14 protein-coding genes are annotated in these 16574 nt (G+C 70.7%); 12 read left to right on the plus strand and 2 right to left on the minus strand.

What is annotated here, in order from left to right; genetic code table 11:
* The first annotated feature begins 45 nt into the window (after window positions 1-45).
* Complete coding sequence (locus ASG71_RS12305) at window positions 46-1797, plus strand: long-chain-fatty-acid--CoA ligase (protein ID WP_056739601.1); 1752 nt, start codon at window positions 46-48, stop codon at window positions 1795-1797.
* Between the two features lie 143 nt (window positions 1798-1940).
* A complete protein-coding gene (locus ASG71_RS12310; protein ID WP_056739603.1) occupies window positions 1941-4298 on the plus strand; it encodes an FdhF/YdeP family oxidoreductase in 2358 nt (785 codons plus the stop codon).
* Window positions 4299-4652: 354 nt separating this feature from the next.
* Here ASG71_RS12310 and ASG71_RS12315 read toward each other — a convergent pair whose 3' ends face one another.
* Both ASG71_RS12315 and ASG71_RS12320 read right to left on the minus strand, forming a co-directional pair.
* Window positions 4653-4970: a DUF6457 domain-containing protein gene (locus tag ASG71_RS12315; protein WP_056739606.1), complete on the minus strand. Its 318-nt coding sequence runs from the start codon at window positions 4968-4970 to the stop codon at window positions 4653-4655.
* Window positions 4971-5101: 131 nt separating this feature from the next.
* Window positions 5102-6082, minus strand: a complete 981-nt coding sequence (locus tag ASG71_RS12320) for a LysR family transcriptional regulator (protein ID WP_056739608.1) — start codon at window positions 6080-6082, stop codon at window positions 5102-5104.
* A 118-nt stretch (window positions 6083-6200) separates the two neighbouring features.
* Between ASG71_RS12320 and ASG71_RS12325 the strand changes: the two genes are divergently transcribed.
* The 10 genes from ASG71_RS12325 (at window position 6201) to ASG71_RS12370 (ending at window position 16527) form a co-directional block, all read left to right on the plus strand.
* Window positions 6201-7103 (plus strand): FAD binding domain-containing protein, encoded by a 903-nt coding sequence (locus ASG71_RS12325; protein ID WP_056739610.1) that lies wholly within the window; start codon window positions 6201-6203, stop codon window positions 7101-7103.
* Window positions 7104-7108: 5 nt separating this feature from the next.
* Window positions 7109-7669: a (2Fe-2S)-binding protein gene (locus ASG71_RS12330; protein WP_056739613.1), complete on the plus strand. Its 561-nt coding sequence runs from the start codon at window positions 7109-7111 to the stop codon at window positions 7667-7669.
* A complete protein-coding gene (locus tag ASG71_RS12335) occupies window positions 7666-10059 on the plus strand; it encodes an aerobic carbon-monoxide dehydrogenase large subunit (protein ID WP_056739615.1) in 2394 nt (797 codons plus the stop codon). Before ASG71_RS12330 ends, ASG71_RS12335 begins: the two co-directional genes overlap by 4 nt.
* A 1-nt stretch (window position 10060) precedes the next feature.
* Window positions 10061-11023: an XdhC family protein gene (locus ASG71_RS12340; protein WP_056739616.1), complete on the plus strand. Its 963-nt coding sequence runs from the start codon at window positions 10061-10063 to the stop codon at window positions 11021-11023.
* Complete coding sequence (locus ASG71_RS12345; protein WP_056739619.1) at window positions 11007-11636, plus strand: NTP transferase domain-containing protein; 630 nt, start codon at window positions 11007-11009, stop codon at window positions 11634-11636. Before ASG71_RS12340 ends, ASG71_RS12345 begins: the two co-directional genes overlap by 17 nt.
* Window positions 11633-12556 carry an AAA family ATPase gene (locus ASG71_RS12350; RefSeq protein WP_200947986.1) on the plus strand — a complete coding sequence of 308 codons (924 nt, stop codon included), beginning with the start codon at window positions 11633-11635 and terminating at the stop codon, window positions 12554-12556. Before ASG71_RS12345 ends, ASG71_RS12350 begins: the two co-directional genes overlap by 4 nt.
* Complete coding sequence (locus tag ASG71_RS12355) at window positions 12549-13868, plus strand: vWA domain-containing protein (protein WP_056739621.1); 1320 nt, start codon at window positions 12549-12551, stop codon at window positions 13866-13868. The genes ASG71_RS12350 and ASG71_RS12355 overlap by 8 nt, the downstream gene beginning before the upstream one ends.
* A complete protein-coding gene (locus ASG71_RS12360; protein WP_056739623.1) occupies window positions 13868-14662 on the plus strand; it encodes an SRPBCC family protein in 795 nt (264 codons plus the stop codon). Before ASG71_RS12355 ends, ASG71_RS12360 begins: the two co-directional genes overlap by 1 nt.
* A gap of 9 nt (window positions 14663-14671) precedes the next feature.
* Window positions 14672-15817 (plus strand): XdhC family protein, encoded by a 1146-nt coding sequence (locus ASG71_RS12365; RefSeq protein WP_056739625.1) that lies wholly within the window; start codon window positions 14672-14674, stop codon window positions 15815-15817.
* Between the two features lie 89 nt (window positions 15818-15906).
* Window positions 15907-16527 carry an L-threonylcarbamoyladenylate synthase gene (locus tag ASG71_RS12370; protein ID WP_056739627.1) on the plus strand — a complete coding sequence of 207 codons (621 nt, stop codon included), beginning with the start codon at window positions 15907-15909 and terminating at the stop codon, window positions 16525-16527.
* Window positions 16528-16574: the final 47 nt, after the last annotated feature.

Below are 16574 nucleotides of genomic sequence, written 5' to 3' on the forward strand. Positions count from 1 at the left end.
GGACAGTGCGCTGCGCCGGGCCAGCTGCAAGGACGGCGCATGACTATGAAATCCACCCCGGTCACCGGGACCCCCGGGCACCCCTGGGCCGACCGTCCCTGGACCCGGTACTACGGTCCCGGCGTCCGTGCCGACTTGCCGCTGCCCAAGGGGTCCCTGGTGGACCTGATGGACGCCTCGGTCCGCCGCTTCGGGGGCCGGACCGCGCTGGAGTTCTTCGGGGCCCGGACAAGTTACCGGGAGCTGGGACGGCTGATCAACCGGGCTGCCGAGGGGCTGCGGAAGCTGGGCGTGAAGCCCGGCGACCGGGTGGCCCTGGTGTTGCCGAACTGCCCGCAGCACGTGGTCGCCTTCCACGCGGCGCTGCGGCTAGGCGCCGTCGTGGTGGAGCACAACCCCCTTTATACGGACCGGGAGCTGCGCCACCAGTTCGAGGACCACGGTGCCGCGGTCGCCGTCGTCTGGGACAAGGCGGTGGACCGGGTGCTGCAGCTGCCGGCCGACGTCGGGCTGCGGAAAGTCGTCTCGGTGGACCTGATCTCCGCGATGCCGCTGGGCAAACGGCTAGCCCTGCGGCTGCCGCTCCCCGCCGCGCGTAAGGCCCGGGCCGCGCTGTCCGCCGGCACGCCGTCGGCCCGGCACGGCAGCGCGGACCGGACGGTCCTGCCGTGGGACCGGCTGCTTGACGCCGGCGAGCTGCGGAAGCGGCACCCCCGGCCGGCTGCGACAGACCTGGCGGCGCTCCAGTACACCAGCGGCACCACCGGGGCACCCAAGGGGGCCATGCTCACGCACGCAAACCTGCAGGCCAACGCCGCGCAGGGCCGGGCATGGGTTCCCGGGCTCAAAGACGGGCGTGAGACCGTTTATGCGGTGCTTCCCATGTTCCACGCGTACGGGCTGACCTTGTGCATGACGTTCGCGCTGAGTATCGGCGCCAAGCTGGTTCTCTTCCCCAAGTTCGACGCCGACCTGGTGCTGAAAGCGCACCGGAAATCACCGGCGACGTTCCTGCCCGCCGTCCCGCCGATTTACGACCGGATCGCGGCCGCGGCCGCGCGGCAAAACGTCAGCCTGCGCAGCATCCGCTACGCCATCTCCGGGGCGATGAACCTGCCGGTCGCCACCGTGGAGACCTGGGAGAAGGCGACCGGTGGGCACCTGATCGAAGGGTACGGGCTCACCGAGACCTCCCCCATCTCGCTGGGCAACCCGTTCGGCCCGAGCCGCAAGCCGGGCACCGTGGGCGTGCCGTTCCCGCTGACCGATATCCGGGTGGTGGACCCGCGCGACGTGCGGATCGACCGGGCCCAAGGTGAAGCCGGCGAGCTGCTCATCCGCGGCCCCCAGGTGTTTGCCGGGTATTGGAACCGGCCGCAGGAAACCGAGGACGCCCTGCTCGAGGGCGGCTGGTTCCGGACCGGGGACATCGTCTCCGTGGACAAGGACTACTTCGTCACGGTCCGCGACCGGATCAAGGAACTGATCATCACCGGCGGCTTCAACGTCTCGCCGACCGAAGTGGAAGAGGTCCTGGCCGAGTGCCCCGGCATCGCGGAGGTCTCGGTGGTGGGCCTGCCCCGGGCCGGCGGCGGGGAGGACGTCGTGGCCGCCGTCGTGCCGGTCCCGGGCACCACCCTCCGGACGGAGGCCGTGCGGGAGTTCGCCCGCGCGCACCTGGCGGCCTACAAGGTGCCCCGGCGGGTCGCGGTCATGGACAAGCTGCCGCGGTCCCTGATCGGCAAGGTCCTGCGCCGCGAGATCCAGGACCAGCTGGTGGCCGGCCGGCAGGGCTGACGACGCCGGCGCCGGATGCCGTGAGATTGCTTGCGGCGCTCCGGGCAAGCTGGTAGGCCGGTAATAGTCGGGCAGGTAGGGTGCCTAGAGGTAGTTGTGCCGGCCGCCGGGTCTCCGGGGGCAACCGGAGAAGGGAAGTTGTCGTGACTCGTAAGACTCCGCGCGTGGAGGAAACCAGCGAAAAGGACATCGAAGTCGGCGACGGGCCGAAGCATTGGGCCGCCGGCGTCCCCGGCGTCTATCACTCGATGAAGCCGGCCATTGAACACATGGGCGTCAACCGGACCCGCAAGACGGTCATGAAGATGAACCAGAAGGACGGCTTCGACTGCCCCAGCTGCGCCTGGCCGGATCCGCACCACCGCAAGGCCTTCGAATTCTGCGAGAACGGCGCCAAGGCGGTCACCTGGGAGGCGACCCCGGTGGTGATTCCGACGTCGTTCTGGGCCGAGAACTCAGTCAGTTCGCTGCGGAACCATTCCGACTACTGGCTCGGCATGCAGGGGCGGCTCACCGAGCCGGTCTACAAGGCCGCCGGCGAGGATCACTACAAGCCGGTCAGCTGGGACGACGCGATCCGGATCATCACCGAGAAGCTCAAGGGCCTCGACTCCCCCGACGAGGCGGCGTTCTACACCAGCGGACGGACGTCCAACGAGGCCGCCTTCCTGTACCAGCTGATGGTGCGCGGCTACGGGACCAACAACCTGCCGGACTGCTCGAACATGTGCCACGAGTCCTCGGGCTGGGCCATGGGGCAGACGATCGGCATCGGCAAGGCCACGGTCAACTTCGATGATTATGCCGACGCGGACCTGATCATCATCATGGGCCAGAACCCGGGCACCAACCATCCGCGCATGCTCACCGAACTGGAGAACTGCAAGGAGAACGGCGGTGAAATTGTCGCCGTCAACCCGCTGCCCGAGTCGGGCCTGCACCGGTACAAGAACCCGCAGAAGGTCAAGGGCATCATTGGCCGCGGTACGCCGATCGCGGACCAGTTCATGCACATCCGCATCGGCGGAGACATGGCACTGCTGCAGGCCGTCTCCAAGCGCGTGCTCGACGCCGAGGCCAAGAACCCCGGCACCGTCCTGGACCACGCCTTCCTGGCCGAACACTGCGAGGGGCTCGAGGAGCTCAAGGAGCACCTGGCCATGCTCGACGAACAGGCGGTGCTGGAGGCAACCGGGCTCCGCAGCGAGGAAATCGACGAGCTCGCCGCCCGCTACCTGAAGGCCGACAAGGTCATCATCACGTGGGCCATGGGCATCACCCAGCAGAAAAAGGGCGTCGCGACGATCAAGGAGATCATCAACCTGCTGCTGCTGCGCGGCAACATGGGCAAGCCCGGCGCCGGCGCCTCCCCGATCCGCGGCCACTCCAACGTCCAGGGCGACCGGACCATGGGCATCTGGGAGCAGATGCCGCAGTCGTTCATGGACGCCCTCTCCGAGGAGTTCGGCTTCGAGCCGCCCCGTGAGCACGGCGTGGACGCCGTCGAGACGATCAACCGGATGCAGGAAGGAGCGATCAAGGTCTTCATGGCCATGGGCGGGAACTTCGTCGCGGCCATGTCGGACACGAACGCCGCCGAGTCGGCGATGGCCGGGACGGACCTGACCATCCAGGTCTCCACCAAGCTCAACCGGTCGCACGTCGTCACCGGCGCCGAGGCCCTCATCCTCCCCACCATGGGCCGGAGCGAAATCGACATCCAGGAATCCGGCGAACAGTTCGTCTCGGTCGAGGATACCGTCTGCGCGGTCCACCCCTCCTGTGGCAGCGTCGAGCCGGTCTCCCACCACCTGCTTTCCGAACCGGCCATCATCAGCCGGCTCGGCAAGGCCCTCGTGGGCGACAAAATCAAGGCCGACTGGGACGGCTACGAAAAGAACTACGACCTGATCCGGGACCACATCTCCCGGGTCGTGGGCGGCTGCGAGGACTACAACGAGCGGATCCGCCAGGAGGGCGGCTTCATCCTCGCCAACGGCCCGCGCGATTCGCGCACGTTCCCGACGCCGACCGGCAAGGCGGTGCTGACGGTCAACGAGCTCGAACACGTCGAACGGCCCGAGGGCACCCTGATCCTGCAGAGCATGCGCTCCCACGATCAGTTCAACACCACCATCTACGGGCACAACGACCGCTACCGGGGCATCAAGAAGGGCCGCCACGTGGTCTTCATCAACCCGGATGACATCGAGGAACTCGGGCTCGCGGACGGGTTGTTTGTTGACATCCACGGCCAGTACCAGGACGGCGTCGACCGTGTGCTGCGCAAGTTCCGAGTGGTCTCCTACCCGACCGCCCGCGGCTGCGCCGCCGCGTACTACCCGGAAGCGAACGTCCTGGTGCCGTTGAACCACACGGCCGAGGGCAGCAACACCCCGGTGTCCAAGGCCGTCATCGTCCGGCTCGAACCCAGCCTGGACCAGTCCCCGGACAGCCCGGCCCGGCTGCACGCGGCCCCGGGCGTCCCCACCCCGGCCTAGGCGAGGGCCCCGGGCGGGGAAGGGGCTCCGGGCGGGGCCGGCACACGTTCGGCCCGCCGGACATGCCCGTCCGTCGCCGCCAGGAGTGGACATAACGCGACATGCCCATCCCCAGGTCTCGCGAATGAGCATGTCCGGTCCTCGGCTGGGTCACACCACGAGCGGGGCACCGCCGGACATGCCCGTCCGTCGCCGCCAGGAGTGGACATAACGCGACATGCCCATCCCCAGGTCTCGCGAATGAGCATGTCCGATTAAGGTAAGGGCCTGCGGACGGGGCCCGGCACGCAGGAAGGCCGCGTCCCAACGGGGCGCGGCCTTCCTTTGTGTGCTGCAGTTTGTGCGGTGCAGGTGCTACTGGGCGCGCTTGGCCCAGCCCTTTTCGTCCGGGCCGCCGGACTCGCCGTGTTCGCACAGTTCCATGACCTTGTCGGACGCGGCGTGGACCGCTTCCTGAGTGCTCTTGCGGCCGTTGGTGGCCGCGGTTCCCGCCGCGAAGCCGACAATGAACGCGCTGATGGCGTCCGCGTGGGGCCCGACGGCCTTCCGGGACTCCTCCGCGACCTCGACGATTTTCTCGTGGTCGACTTCCAGGTCCAGGATCTGCAACGCCTGGATCAGGCGGGCACTCCAGTGCCGCAGCGCGCTGTCTTCATCTCGGGGCAAAGTCATGGGCTACTCCTCTAGTCAGGTGCTGCTCCGGCAGGTACCGGTCGATCCGCTGTCCCTCAAGGGGTAGCACCGATTCCGGCCAACGTGCAACGCGACACAGGCACCCGGGCCAACTAGCCGGTCCCCCGGGCTCAGCTCCACAAAGCGACGTGGAACTTCGAGCCCCGGCGCTCCAGTCCGCGGGAACCGCCGGGCGCGACCATCGCCGCCGTGGCGTCGGCGGTGGCGACGAAGCGCTTCAGCGCCCTGGCCATGGTCGTGGTCCGGTGCTGGTCCAGGGTGCTGGCCCACCACAGGCCCGGCACCGGTGTCCCGGCCACCGGCACCCGCACCAGGGAGCCGCCCACGATTTCCGGCCGGACAACGTGGCCCAGGGCCAGCATGAGCCCCTCGCCCGCCCGCACGGCCGCCAGGGCGTCGGTTTCGCTGCTGAGCCGGATGACCTCCGGCGCCGCGCGGCGGGCCGCGAGCCAACGGCCCTCCTCCGAGCTGGCCAGGATGCCCGCCGGGCCGGCGAACCACGGCCTTCGCGGCAGGCGTTCGACGGCGGCCGGGACCTGCAGGCGGCCCAGCGGATCCTTCGCCGCCGCGACGAGGACCCGCTGGTAGCGCAGGAATGGAACGGAGTCGATGCCGGGAACCGCGGCCGGGCTCCCGCCGGGCGACGGCGGCCTGGCACCCAGGGCGATGTCATAGGCCCGTTCCAGCAGCAGCGCGGCGAGCTCCTCGGCGGGTTCGGCCACCACATCCACCGATGCGCCGGGGAACCGGCGGGTAAACAAGTCCAGCAACCGCCCGGCGGCGTGTTCGGCAAAGGGTGCGGTGGCCGCGATCCTCAGCCGCCCGGCGTCGTTCGTGGCGTTTGCGACCTCCCAGCGGGCCTGGTCGGCGAGGCCGACGATGTCCTGCGCGTAGTCGGCCAGGGCCCGGCCACCGGGGGTCAGCGCGATGCCGCCCGCTGACCGCGTGAACAAGGGATCGCCGAGGTCCTGGCGGAGCGCCGCCAGCGCGGCCGAGACCGCGGGCTCGCTGACTCCAAGCGCTGCCGCAGCCGCGTGCAGCGAGCCCAGGCGTGCCACCAGCGCAAACGTCCGCAACTGGCTCAGCGTCATCGGCACGGGCTCATAACCTTTCGCTTATGACGATATTGACACCCCCTTCGGGCCGGGGCAAGACTGGCCTCAATCGGCGCCCTGCGACGTTGCCGGCGCCTTGGAGTGAGGTGGGACTATGCAGATTCCGGCTCCTTTCGACTATGTCCGTGCCACCACGGTAGAGGACGCGCTCGAGCTGCTGGCGCGCCACGGACCCGAGTCCCGGATCATCGCCGGCGGCCACAGCCTGCTCCCGATGATGAAGCTCCGGCTCTCCCGCCCGGAGTGGCTGATCGATATCAACGACCTCTTCGAACTCGACTTCATCCTGCGCGACGGGGAGGACCTGCGCATCGGCGCCCTGACCCGGCACACCACGCTGCTGGAATCGGACGAAGTCCACCGGCTGTTCCCGATCGTCCGCGACGCCGAACTGGTGATCGCGGATCCGGTGGTGCGGAACCGCGGCACAATCGGCGGCTCGCTCTGCCAGGCCGACCCGGCCGAGGACCTCTCCACCGTCTGCGCCGTCCTCGGCGCCATCGCCGTGGTCCGCGGCCCAGGCGGCGAGCGCACCCTGTCCATGCACGACTTCCACCGCGGCCCCTACCAGACCGCCGTCGGCCCGGACGAGCTGCTCTGCGAGGTCAGGCTCCCCATCAGGGCCCGCTCCGCCAGCGCCTACGAGAAGGTGGAACGCCGCGTGGGCGACTGGGCCGTCGGGGCCGCCGGCGCGTCCGTGACCCTCGCGGAGGACGGCAGCATCGCCGACGCCGCCGTCGGCCTGACCGCGCTCGGCCTGGACCACACCGTCGAGGAAGCCGCCGGGCTGCTGCGGGGCAAGCGCCCGTCCGAGGAACTGTTCGCCGACGCCGGCCGGCTCGCCGCCGAGGCCTGCGACCCGGTCGCCGACCAGCGCGGCCCGGTCGACTACAAGCGGCACCTCGCCGATGAACTGACCCGCAGGGTGCTGCGGCGGGCCTGCGCCCGGGCCGCCGGGCACCCCGACCAGCCAGCTACCCCGACCCAGGAAGGCTGAAGCGCATGCAGATCAGCATGACCGTGAACGGCAACGAAGTCACCAGCGACATCGAACCACGGGTGCTCCTGGTCCACTACATCCGCGAGGTGCTCGGCCTGACCGGCACGCACTGGGGTTGCGACACGAGCAACTGCGGAACCTGCGTGGTCCTGCTGGACGGCCAGCCGGTGAAGTCCTGCACGGTGCTCGCGGCGATGGCGGCCGGGCACGACGTCCGCACTGTCGAGGGGCTGGCGTCCGGGACGACGCTGGACCCCGTGCAGCAGGGCTTCATGGAGGAGCACGGCCTGCAGTGCGGGTTCTGCACCCCGGGCATGATGCTGACCGCCCGTGCCCTGCTGGACAAGAACCCGCACCCGGACGAGCAGGAGATCCGGCAGGCCATCTCCGGACAGATCTGCCGGTGCACCGGTTACGCAACGATCGTCCGGTCCGTGCAGTGGGCCGCGGCACATCCCGCGGCCGGCGCCGGCCTGGGCGAAGCCGACGAGGTCCTCGACGGGACCGACACCGTGGTGGAGGACGTCGCCACGGAAACCGAAGACTCAGAGGTGAAGGCATGACTGTCATCCATGAGCGGGAAAGCAACCCCGCCGCCGGCGACGCGGACCGGCCCATCGGCTACGGCCGCATCCAGCGTAAGGAAGATCCGCGCTTCGTCCGCGGCAAGGGCCACTACCTCGACGACATCGTCCTGCCGGGCATGCTCCACGGCGCGGTGCTGCGCGCCCCCGTGGCCCACGCCCGGCTGGTGTCGATCGACACCACCAACGCCCTGGCCCACCCCAAGGTGCATGCCGTCATCACCGGCAAGGACCTGGAGGGCCTCAAGCTTGCCTGGGCGCCCACGCTCTCCGCCGACGTGCAGGCGGTCCTGGTCACCGACAAGGTCCGGTTCCAGGGCCAGGAGGTGGCCTTCGTCGTGGCCGAGGACCGCTACGCCGCCCGGGACGCGCTGGAGCTGATCGACGTCGAATACGATGTGCTGCCGCCGCTGGTCGACGCGCGTAGGGCCCTCGACGCCGACGCGCCGCTGATCCGGGACGAGATGGAGGGCCGGACGGACAACAGGATCTTCGACTGGGAGATGGGGGACGCCGCCGAGACCGACGCGGTCTTCGCGGGCGCCGACGTCGTGGTCAGCCAGGAAATGGTCTACCCGCGCGTGCACCCGGCCCCGATGGAGACCTGCGGCGCCGTCGCCGACTTCGACCCCGTGGACGGCAAGCTGACCCTCTACGAGACGACCCAGGCGCCGCACGCGCACCGGACCCTGTTCGCGATCGTGGCCGGCATCCCGGAGCACAAGATCAGGATCGTCTCCCCCGACATCGGCGGCGGCTTCGGCAACAAGGTCGGCATCTACCCCGGCTACATCCTCGCCGTCGTCGGCTCCATCGTCACCGGCCGGCCGGTGAAGTGGATGGAGGACCGCTCCGAGAACCTGATGTCCACCTCCTTCGCCCGCGACTACATCATGCAGGGCGAGATCGCCGCGACGAAGGACGGGAAGATCCTGGCGCTGCGCACCAATGTGCTGGCCGACCACGGCGCCTTCAACGCCACCGCCCAGCCCACCAAGAACCCGGCCGGTTTCTTCTCCATCTTCACCGGCAGCTACGACCTGCAGGCCGCCCACTGCAAGGTCACCGGCGTCTACACGAACAAGGCACCCGGCGGGGTGGCCTACGCCTGCTCGTTCCGGGTCACCGAAGCCGTGTACCTCGTGGAGCGGATGGTCGATGTCCTGGCCAGGAAGCTGGAGATGGACCCCGCGGAGCTCCGGCTGAAGAACTTCATCAAGCCCGAGCAGTTCCCCTACGCCAACAAGACCGGCTGGGTCTACGACTCCGGCAACTACGAGGCGGCCATGCGGAGATCCATGGAGCTGGCCGGCTACGAGGAGCTGCGGCGCGAGCAGCAGGAGAAACGGGCCAAGGGCGAGCTGATGGGCATCGGCCTGTCCTTCTTCACCGAGGTCGTGGGCGCCGGGCCGCGCAAGCATTTCGACATCGTCGGCCTGGGCATGGCCGACGGCGCCGAGTTGCGGGTGCACCCCACCGGCAAGGCCGTCGTCCGGCTGTCCGTGCAAAGCCAGGGGCAGGGTCACGAGACCACCTTCGCCCAGATCGTCGCGGAGGAACTCGGCATCCCGCCGGAGAACATCGACGTCGTCCACGGCGACACGGACCAGACCCCGTTCGGCCTGGGCACCTACGGGAGCCGCTCGACGCCGGTCAGCGGCGGCGCCGTGGCGCTGGTGGCCCGCAAGGTGCGGGAGAAGGCGAAGCTGATCGCCGCGGCCATGCTGGAGACCCGCCCCGAGGACCTCGAGTGGGAGAAGGGCCGCTGGTTCGTCAAGGGCGACCCGACGGCCGGGAAGACCATCGAGGACATCGCCATGGCCGCCCACGGCACCCTGACGCTGCCCGAGGGCGTCGACGGGAACCTCGACGCCGAGGTCACGTACGACCCGCCGAACCTGACCTTCCCGTTCGGCGCCTACATCTGCGTGGTCGACGTCGACCCGGGCACCGGGCGCGTTTTGGTGCGGCGCTTCATCGCCGTGGACGACTGCGGCACCCGGATCAACCCGATGATCATCGAGGGCCAGGTCCACGGCGGCCTCACCGACGGCGTCGGGATGGCCCTGATGGAGATCATCGAGTTCGACGCGGACGGCAACAACCTGGGCGGGTCCTTCATGGACTACCTGATTCCCACCGCCATGGAGGTGCCGGACTGGGAGACCGGGTTCACCGTCACCCCGTCCCCGCACCACCCCATCGGCGCGAAGGGCATCGGAGAGTCCGCCACGGTCGGTTCGCCGCCGGCGATCGTGAACGCGGTGGTCGACGCTCTGGCACCGTTCGGGGTCACCCACATGGACATGCCGTGCACGCCGGCCCGGGTCTGGGCCGCCATGCAGGGCCGGGCAACGCCACCGATCTGAGATGACCACCGCCGCAGACTCCCTCGCTGCCCGCGCCGGCGAACTCGCCGCCCGCCGGGAGCCGTTCGTGCATGCCACCGTGGTCCGCGCCGCGCACCCCACCAGCGCCCGCGCCGGGGACACCGCCCTGGTGCTGCCGGGCGGCGAAATCCAGGGCTTCGTGGGCGGGAACTGCGTGGAGTCCTCGGTCCGGGACTACAGCCTGCAGGTGCTCGCCTCCGGGGAACCCCTGCTGCTGCGCGTGCTGCCGGGGGAACCGTCCCGGCACACCGAGGAGGGCGCCGTCGAGGTCTCCAACCCGTGCCTGAGCGGCGGTGCGATCGAGATCTTCCTGCAGCCGCGCCTGCCCGCGCCGCGGGTCGTGGTGGTGGGCTCGACGCCGGTGGCGCAGGCACTCGCGGTCCTGGGCACCGGCGCCGGGTTCGACGTGGAGCTCGCCGACGGGGACGCGGCCGATCCAGGACCGGACGATGCCGCCCTGATCGTCGCCTCGCACGGCAAGGCCGAGGAGGGCGCGCTCGAAGCGGCGCTGCGCGCCGGGGTGCCCTACGTCGCCCTGGTCGCCAGCGAGACCCGGGGAGCTGCCGTGCTGGACTCCCTCGACGTCGACGACGTGCTGTGCTCGCGGGTGTACACCCCGGCGGGCCTGCAACTCGGTGCCCGCAGCCCCGGCGAAATCGCCCTGTCCATCCTCGCCCAGCTGGTCCAGGCACGGGCCGCGGCCCGTGCCCACGCCCAGAACGCTGCGCAGAACACTGCACAGAACGCTGCGCAGGCCGGCGGGGTTCCGGCGCCGTCCACCCCGCAGCCGGCCACTGCGGTGGACCCGGTGTGCGGCATGTCCGTCCCGGCGGTCGAGTCTTCCCTGCAGCTCGAGCACAACGGCATCACCGTCTACTTCTGCTCCCCCGGCTGCCGGGCCGCTTTCCGCAAGGATCCGGAGCGCTATGCCCTCAGCATCTGACGCCCTCCTGCCGCCGGGTACGGCGGGCATCATCCTGGCGGCCGGCTCTTCGTCGCGGCTGGGCCGGCCCAAACAGCTGCTGCCGTACGGAGGCGGGGTGCTGCTGGACGCCGTCCTCGCCACCGCCCGGCGCTGCGGGTTTGCCCAGACCGTGCTGGCGCTGGGCGGATCCGCCGAGCAGGTCCTCGGCGCGGTGGACACCGCGGGCTGCGAGGTGGCGCTGAACCCGGACTACGGGCAGGGCTGTTCGTCCTCAATCGCCGCCGCGCTGCGGCTGCTGCGGCCGGACACCGGGGCCGTGGTGCTGCTGCTGGGCGACCAGCCCGGTGTCCGCGCCGAAAGCGTGGCCCCGCTGCTGCGTGCCCTGGCCGGGGATGACGGTGCCGCGGCCGCGGTGTGCCGCTACGACGACGCCGTCGGGCATCCGCTCGCGTTCAGCCGCCGGCTGCTTCCCGAACTGGCCGCGCTGCACGGGGACAAGGCCGTGTGGAAACTGCTGGAGCAGCACGCGGACGACGTCGTCGAGGTCCCCACGCCGGGGCCCGTGCCGCTCGACGTCGACACGGAGGAGGACTACCGGCGGGTGCTGGCCGAGCTGCAGGGGGCCGGGTGACCACCGCGGCCCGGACCGGGGCGGAGGACGAGGTGCGGCGGCGGATCCCCGACGTCGCCTCCCTGACGGCGGCCCTGGACCAGCACGACTACTTGGCCGATACCGGGCTCGCCACCGCCCTGTTCCTGGCCGTGCGGCTGCCCCAGCCCATCCTGCTCGAGGGCGAGGCCGGGGTGGGCAAGACCGAGGCTGCGAAGACGCTGGCCCGGCTGCTGGACACCCCGCTGTACCGGCTGCAGTGCTACGAAGGCATCGACGCGTCCGAGGCGCTCTACGAATGGAACCACCAGCGCCAACTGCTGGGCATCCGGCTGGCCGAGGCGCGGGACGCCGAGGTCACCGAAAGCGAGCTCTTCGGCCCCCAGTACCTGCTCCGCCGGCCCTTGCTGCAGGCCATCGAACACCCGGGGCCGCGGCCGGCCGTACTCCTGCTGGATGAGATCGACCGGGCCGATGCCGAGTTCGAGGCCTTTACCTTCGAACTGCTCGCAGAGTCCGCCGTCACCATCCCGGAACTGGGTACCATCCGGGCCACGCATCCGCCCATCGTCGTGCTGACCTCCAACCGCACCCGGGACCTGCACGACGCGCTGACCCGCCGCTGCCTGTACCACTGGATCGACTACCCGGGGCCGGGCCGGATCGCCGAGATTGTGCGCCGCCGGGTGCCGGAGAGCAGCGGCCCGCTGGCCCTGCAGGCCGCCGCAGCCATCACCCGGCTGCGGACCCTGGACCTGGCCAAGCCGCCCGGAATTGCCGAGGCGATCGACTGGGTCTCGGCGCTGGCGGTGCTGGGCATCGAGCGGATCGACGCCGCCACGGCCGAGCAGACCTGGGGTTCGATCGTGAAGAACCGCGACGACCTCGAACTGGTGGGCTCCCGCGGCGCGGCGTGGCTGGTGGGCGGCCCCGATGAGTAATTCGACGCCGTCGGCCCCGGCTCCCGGCAAGGCTGCGGCAGCACCGCCGGTCGTGGAAGCTGCCTCGCTCGCGGCGGCCTTCATCACCGCCCTGCGCGGCGCGGGCCTGAGCTGTTCACCGGACCGTGCGGCGCGGCTCGCCGCGGCGCTGCGGCTGGCGCCGCCGTCGGACCTGGAACGGCTCTACTGGACGTTGCGGGTAGTGCTGGTTTCCGGCCAGGGGCAGCTTCCGGTGTTCGACGCCGTGTTTGACGCCGTCTTCCGGGGCGGCTTCGATCCGGCCGCCGCGCTGTCCCGCCGGCCCGGTGAATCCGCACCCGTCCCGGCCGCGCCGACGCCCGGGGAGGCCTCCCGCACCCGGCCCGCCGCGGGTCCCGGCCGCCCCACCCAGCCGGGCCGCGCCGGGGCGCCGCACCATCCCGCGGTGGCCGCCGAGCGGGACGACGCCGGGAGCACCGGGCCGGAGCGCGAGGCCGTCCTGGCAATGGCCTCCCCCGAGGAGCACCTGCACGGCATGAACTTCGCGGAACTCTCCGAAACCGAAGCCGCGGAGGTCCGCCGGCTGGCAGCCCGGATCCGGCTGGCCACCCCGGTCCGCCTGAGCCGGCGGACCCGCACCTCGCCGCACAGCGGTGCGCGGCTGGATATCCGGGCCACCGTGCGCGCGGCCCGCCGGTCCGGCTCCGACGCCCCGAAGCTCCTGTATGCCCGGCGCCTGCGGCAAAAACGCGGGCTGGTGTTGCTCTGCGACGTGTCCGGATCGATGGAGCCTTACTCAAGGGTCTTCCTTTCACTGCTGCAGGGCGCCGTCGTTTCCGCGGGCGCGGAGGCCTTCGTCTTCTCCACCCGATTGACGCGCCTGACCCGCCAGCTGGCCCAGCGCAATCCTGATCTGGCCCTGGCGCGGGCCGCGGCCACCGCCCCGGACTGGGCCAGCGGCACCAGGATCGCCGGGAACCTACGCCGCTTCCTGGATGAACACGGCCGCCGCGGGCTCGCCCGGGGAGCGGTGGTGGTGGTCTTTTCCGACGGCTGGGCCCAGGAGGATCCGGAGCAGGTGGCGGCCCAGATGGCCCGGCTGCGCCGGCTCGCGCACCGCGTGGTGTGGGTGAACCCGCGCAAGGCCGCGCCGGGCTACCGGCCCCTGGTCGGAGGCATCGCGGCGGCCCTGCCGTACTGCGACGCGTTCGTCAGCGGGCACAGCTACACGGCGCTGGCGGAGGTTGCGGCGGCCATCCGCGACGGCGGCCCGAACGCCCCGGAGAGACCCACTGTGGGAAGTGACAGGATCGCAAGGCAAGGGAGCAGCTGATGCAGATTGACAGCAGTTTTTCGGTGGTCGCACCGATCGGCAAGGTGTGGGACACCCTGATGGATTTCGAACGGGTGGCCGGCTGCCTGCCGGGCGCCCGGATCCTCAACAAACTCTCCGACGACGCCTACCAGGTGGGCATGACGGTCAAGCTGGGTCCGGTGAACATGCAGTACAAGGGGCTGCTCAACGTCCTGGAGCGCAACGCCGCCGAGCACCGGGCCGTCCTCGGGGGCAAGGCGCAGGAGACCCGGGGCCAAGGGACGGCGGAGGCGACGGTCACCCTGGCACTGACGGAAGAGGGCACGACGACGCGCGGTACGGTCAGCGCGGATCTCTCCCTGTCCGGCAAGGCTGCGGCCATGGGAAAGAGTGTCATCGGCAGCGTCACCGAGCAGATGATGGGGCTTTTTGCCGGCAACCTGCAGGCCATGCTGGCAGAAGCCGGGCCGGCGGAGCCCGGAGCCGGGACGACGGCGGCAGCCGCGCCGGGGACGGAAGCCGGGGCACCGGCGGCTCACGTGCCGGCGGGGCCCGTGCCGGCGTCGACCACGCCCACGGCCGGTGGGGCGTCCACGCCTGGCAGCGCGCCCGCACCCGGCATTCTCCCCGGGGGCGCCGAACCACCGGCGGGCGGCGGCTTCGACGCCTTCAGCCTCGCCAAAGGCATCGCCGCCGACCAGCTCAGCAGCCCCGCCAAGGTCCTCGGCCTGGTGGCCGCCGTGGCCTGCATGGCCTACTGGGCCGGACGGCGGTCGGCATTCCGCATGCTCCGGCTCTGCGGACGGCTCTAGGCAGCGCCGGTGCGAGACGTCCTGGCAGCCATCATGCCGGACTGGCGGGAGGGCAGGACCGCCGGCCTGGCCACCGTGGTGCACACCTTCAAATCCGCTCCCCGGCTCCCGGGGGCGTCCATGCTGGTCACGGCGGCGGGCGAGGCGGTGGGGTCGGTGTCCGGCGGCTGCGTCGAGGGCGCCGTCTACGAACTGGCCAGCGAGGTCCGGGACAGCGGCGTCCCGGAGCTCGTGCGGTACGGCATCAGCGATGACGATGCGTTCGCCGTCGGCCTGACCTGCGGAGGCATCATCGACATCTTCGTCGAACCGGTCTCTCAGCAGCGCTTCGCGGAGCTCGACGGCGTCCGGCAGGACATTGCGGACGAAAAGCGGGTGGGGGTTGCCACCGTGATCGAGCACCCGGACAGCACCTGGTTGGGCCGGCACCTGGTGGTGCGGCCGGACGGCGTCAACGGCGACCTTGGCTCCGAACGGGCCAACAGCGCCGTCGGCGACGACACCCAGGGCTACCTGGCTGCGGGCCGGACCGGAATCCTCAGCTACGGCCCCGACGGCGAGCGCCTCGACAGCGGGATGCGGGTGTTCTTCACCAGCTACGCGCCGCCGCCGCGGATGCTGGTCTTCGGCGCGATCGACTTCGCTTCGGCGCTGGCGAGGCTCGGGTCGTTCCTGGCCTACCGGGTCACGGTCTGCGATGCCCGCGCCGTCTTCGCCACACCGGCCCGGTTCCCCGACGCCGCCGAGGTGGTTAACGAGTGGCCGCACCGCTACCTCGCCGGGCAGCAGGAGCAGGGACTGGTCGATGAACGGACCGTCATCTGCGTACTGACCCACGACCCGAAGTTCGACATCCCTTTGCTGGAGGTGGCCCTCCGAGGCCGGCCGGTGGCGTTCGTCGGAGCCATGGGCTCCCGCCGTACCCATGAGGACCGGATCCGGCGGTTGCGCGAGGCGGGACTGGGCGGGACCGAGCTGGCCCGGCTGCACAGCCCCGTCGGCCTGGACCTCGGCGCCCGCACCCCCGAGGAGACGGCGGTGTCCATCGCCGCGGAAATCATCGCCAAGCAGTGGAAGGGCAGCGGCGAGCCGCTGCACCGGCTGGGGGCGCGGATCCACCACGACGAGCAGGACCGCGAGCAGCAGCAGGCCTAGGGCGCGGTCAGGCTGCCGGACGGCAGCTGCTGTCCGCGACTCCCCCGTTGCGGCGCCCCGCTTGCCGGCGCCGGGCGTAAGCTCATGCCATGGCGAGATTCTTCGATGTGCACCCCGATAACCCGCAGCCCCGTGCCATCACGCAGGTGGTGGACCTGCTGAAATCCGGCGGCCTGATCGCCTACCCGACGGATTCCTGTTACGCCCTGGGCGCCCAGCTGGGCAACCGGGACGCCCTGGACCGGATCCGGGCCATCCGGCACCTGGATGACAAGCACCACTTCACGCTGGTCTGCAAGGACTTCGCCCAGCTGGGCCAGTTCGTCCAGATCGACAATGACGTCTTCCGCAGCATCAAGGCGGTCACGCCGGGCAGCTACACGTTCATCCTGCCGGCCACCAAGGAGGTGCCGAAGCGGCTGCTGCACCCGAAGAAGAAGACCGTCGGCGTGCGCATCCCGGACCACAAGGTCGTCCAGGCCCTGCTGGCTGAACTCGGCGAACCACTGCTCTCCAGCACCCTGTTGCTCCCGGATGAGGAAGAGCCCATGACCCAGGGCTGGGAGATTAAGGAACGGCTGGACCACGTGGTCGACGCCGTCATTGATTCCGGTGACTGCGGGGCGGAGCCGACGACGGTCATCGACTTCTCCAGCGGGGTGGCCGAGGTAACGCGCCACGGCATGGGAGACCCGTCCCGGTTCGAGTAGACCCGCCGGCCCGGCGGGCGGGTACATGCCGCCAAACCCCGGTTGTT

This window comes from Arthrobacter sp. Soil763 (genome assembly GCF_001428365.1).
In the GTDB taxonomy this organism is placed as follows: Bacteria; Actinomycetota; Actinomycetes; order Actinomycetales; family Micrococcaceae; genus Arthrobacter.

Bases quoted from the DNA above. Each gene is read 5' to 3' on its own strand.
- ASG71_RS12305 (WP_056739601.1), top strand. From the start codon at position 46: ATGAAATCCACCCCGGTCACCGGGACCCCCGGGCACCCCTGGGCCGAC.
- ASG71_RS12315 (WP_056739606.1), bottom strand. From the start codon at position 4,970: ATGACTTTGCCCCGAGATGAAGACAGCGCGCTGCGGCACTGGAGTGCC.
- ASG71_RS12320 (WP_056739608.1), bottom strand. From the start codon at position 6,082: ATGACGCTGAGCCAGTTGCGGACGTTTGCGCTGGTGGCACGCCTGGGC.
- ASG71_RS12325 (WP_056739610.1), top strand. From the start codon at position 6,201: ATGCAGATTCCGGCTCCTTTCGACTATGTCCGTGCCACCACGGTAGAG.
- ASG71_RS12330 (WP_056739613.1), top strand. From the start codon at position 7,109: ATGCAGATCAGCATGACCGTGAACGGCAACGAAGTCACCAGCGACATC.
- ASG71_RS12335 (WP_056739615.1), top strand. From the start codon at position 7,666: ATGACTGTCATCCATGAGCGGGAAAGCAACCCCGCCGCCGGCGACGCG.
- ASG71_RS12340 (WP_056739616.1), top strand. From the start codon at position 10,061: ATGACCACCGCCGCAGACTCCCTCGCTGCCCGCGCCGGCGAACTCGCC.
- ASG71_RS12345 (WP_056739619.1), top strand. From the start codon at position 11,007: ATGCCCTCAGCATCTGACGCCCTCCTGCCGCCGGGTACGGCGGGCATC.
- ASG71_RS12355 (WP_056739621.1), top strand. From the start codon at position 12,549: ATGAGTAATTCGACGCCGTCGGCCCCGGCTCCCGGCAAGGCTGCGGCA.
- ASG71_RS12360 (WP_056739623.1), top strand. From the start codon at position 13,868: ATGCAGATTGACAGCAGTTTTTCGGTGGTCGCACCGATCGGCAAGGTG.
- ASG71_RS12370 (WP_056739627.1), top strand. From the start codon at position 15,907: ATGGCGAGATTCTTCGATGTGCACCCCGATAACCCGCAGCCCCGTGCC.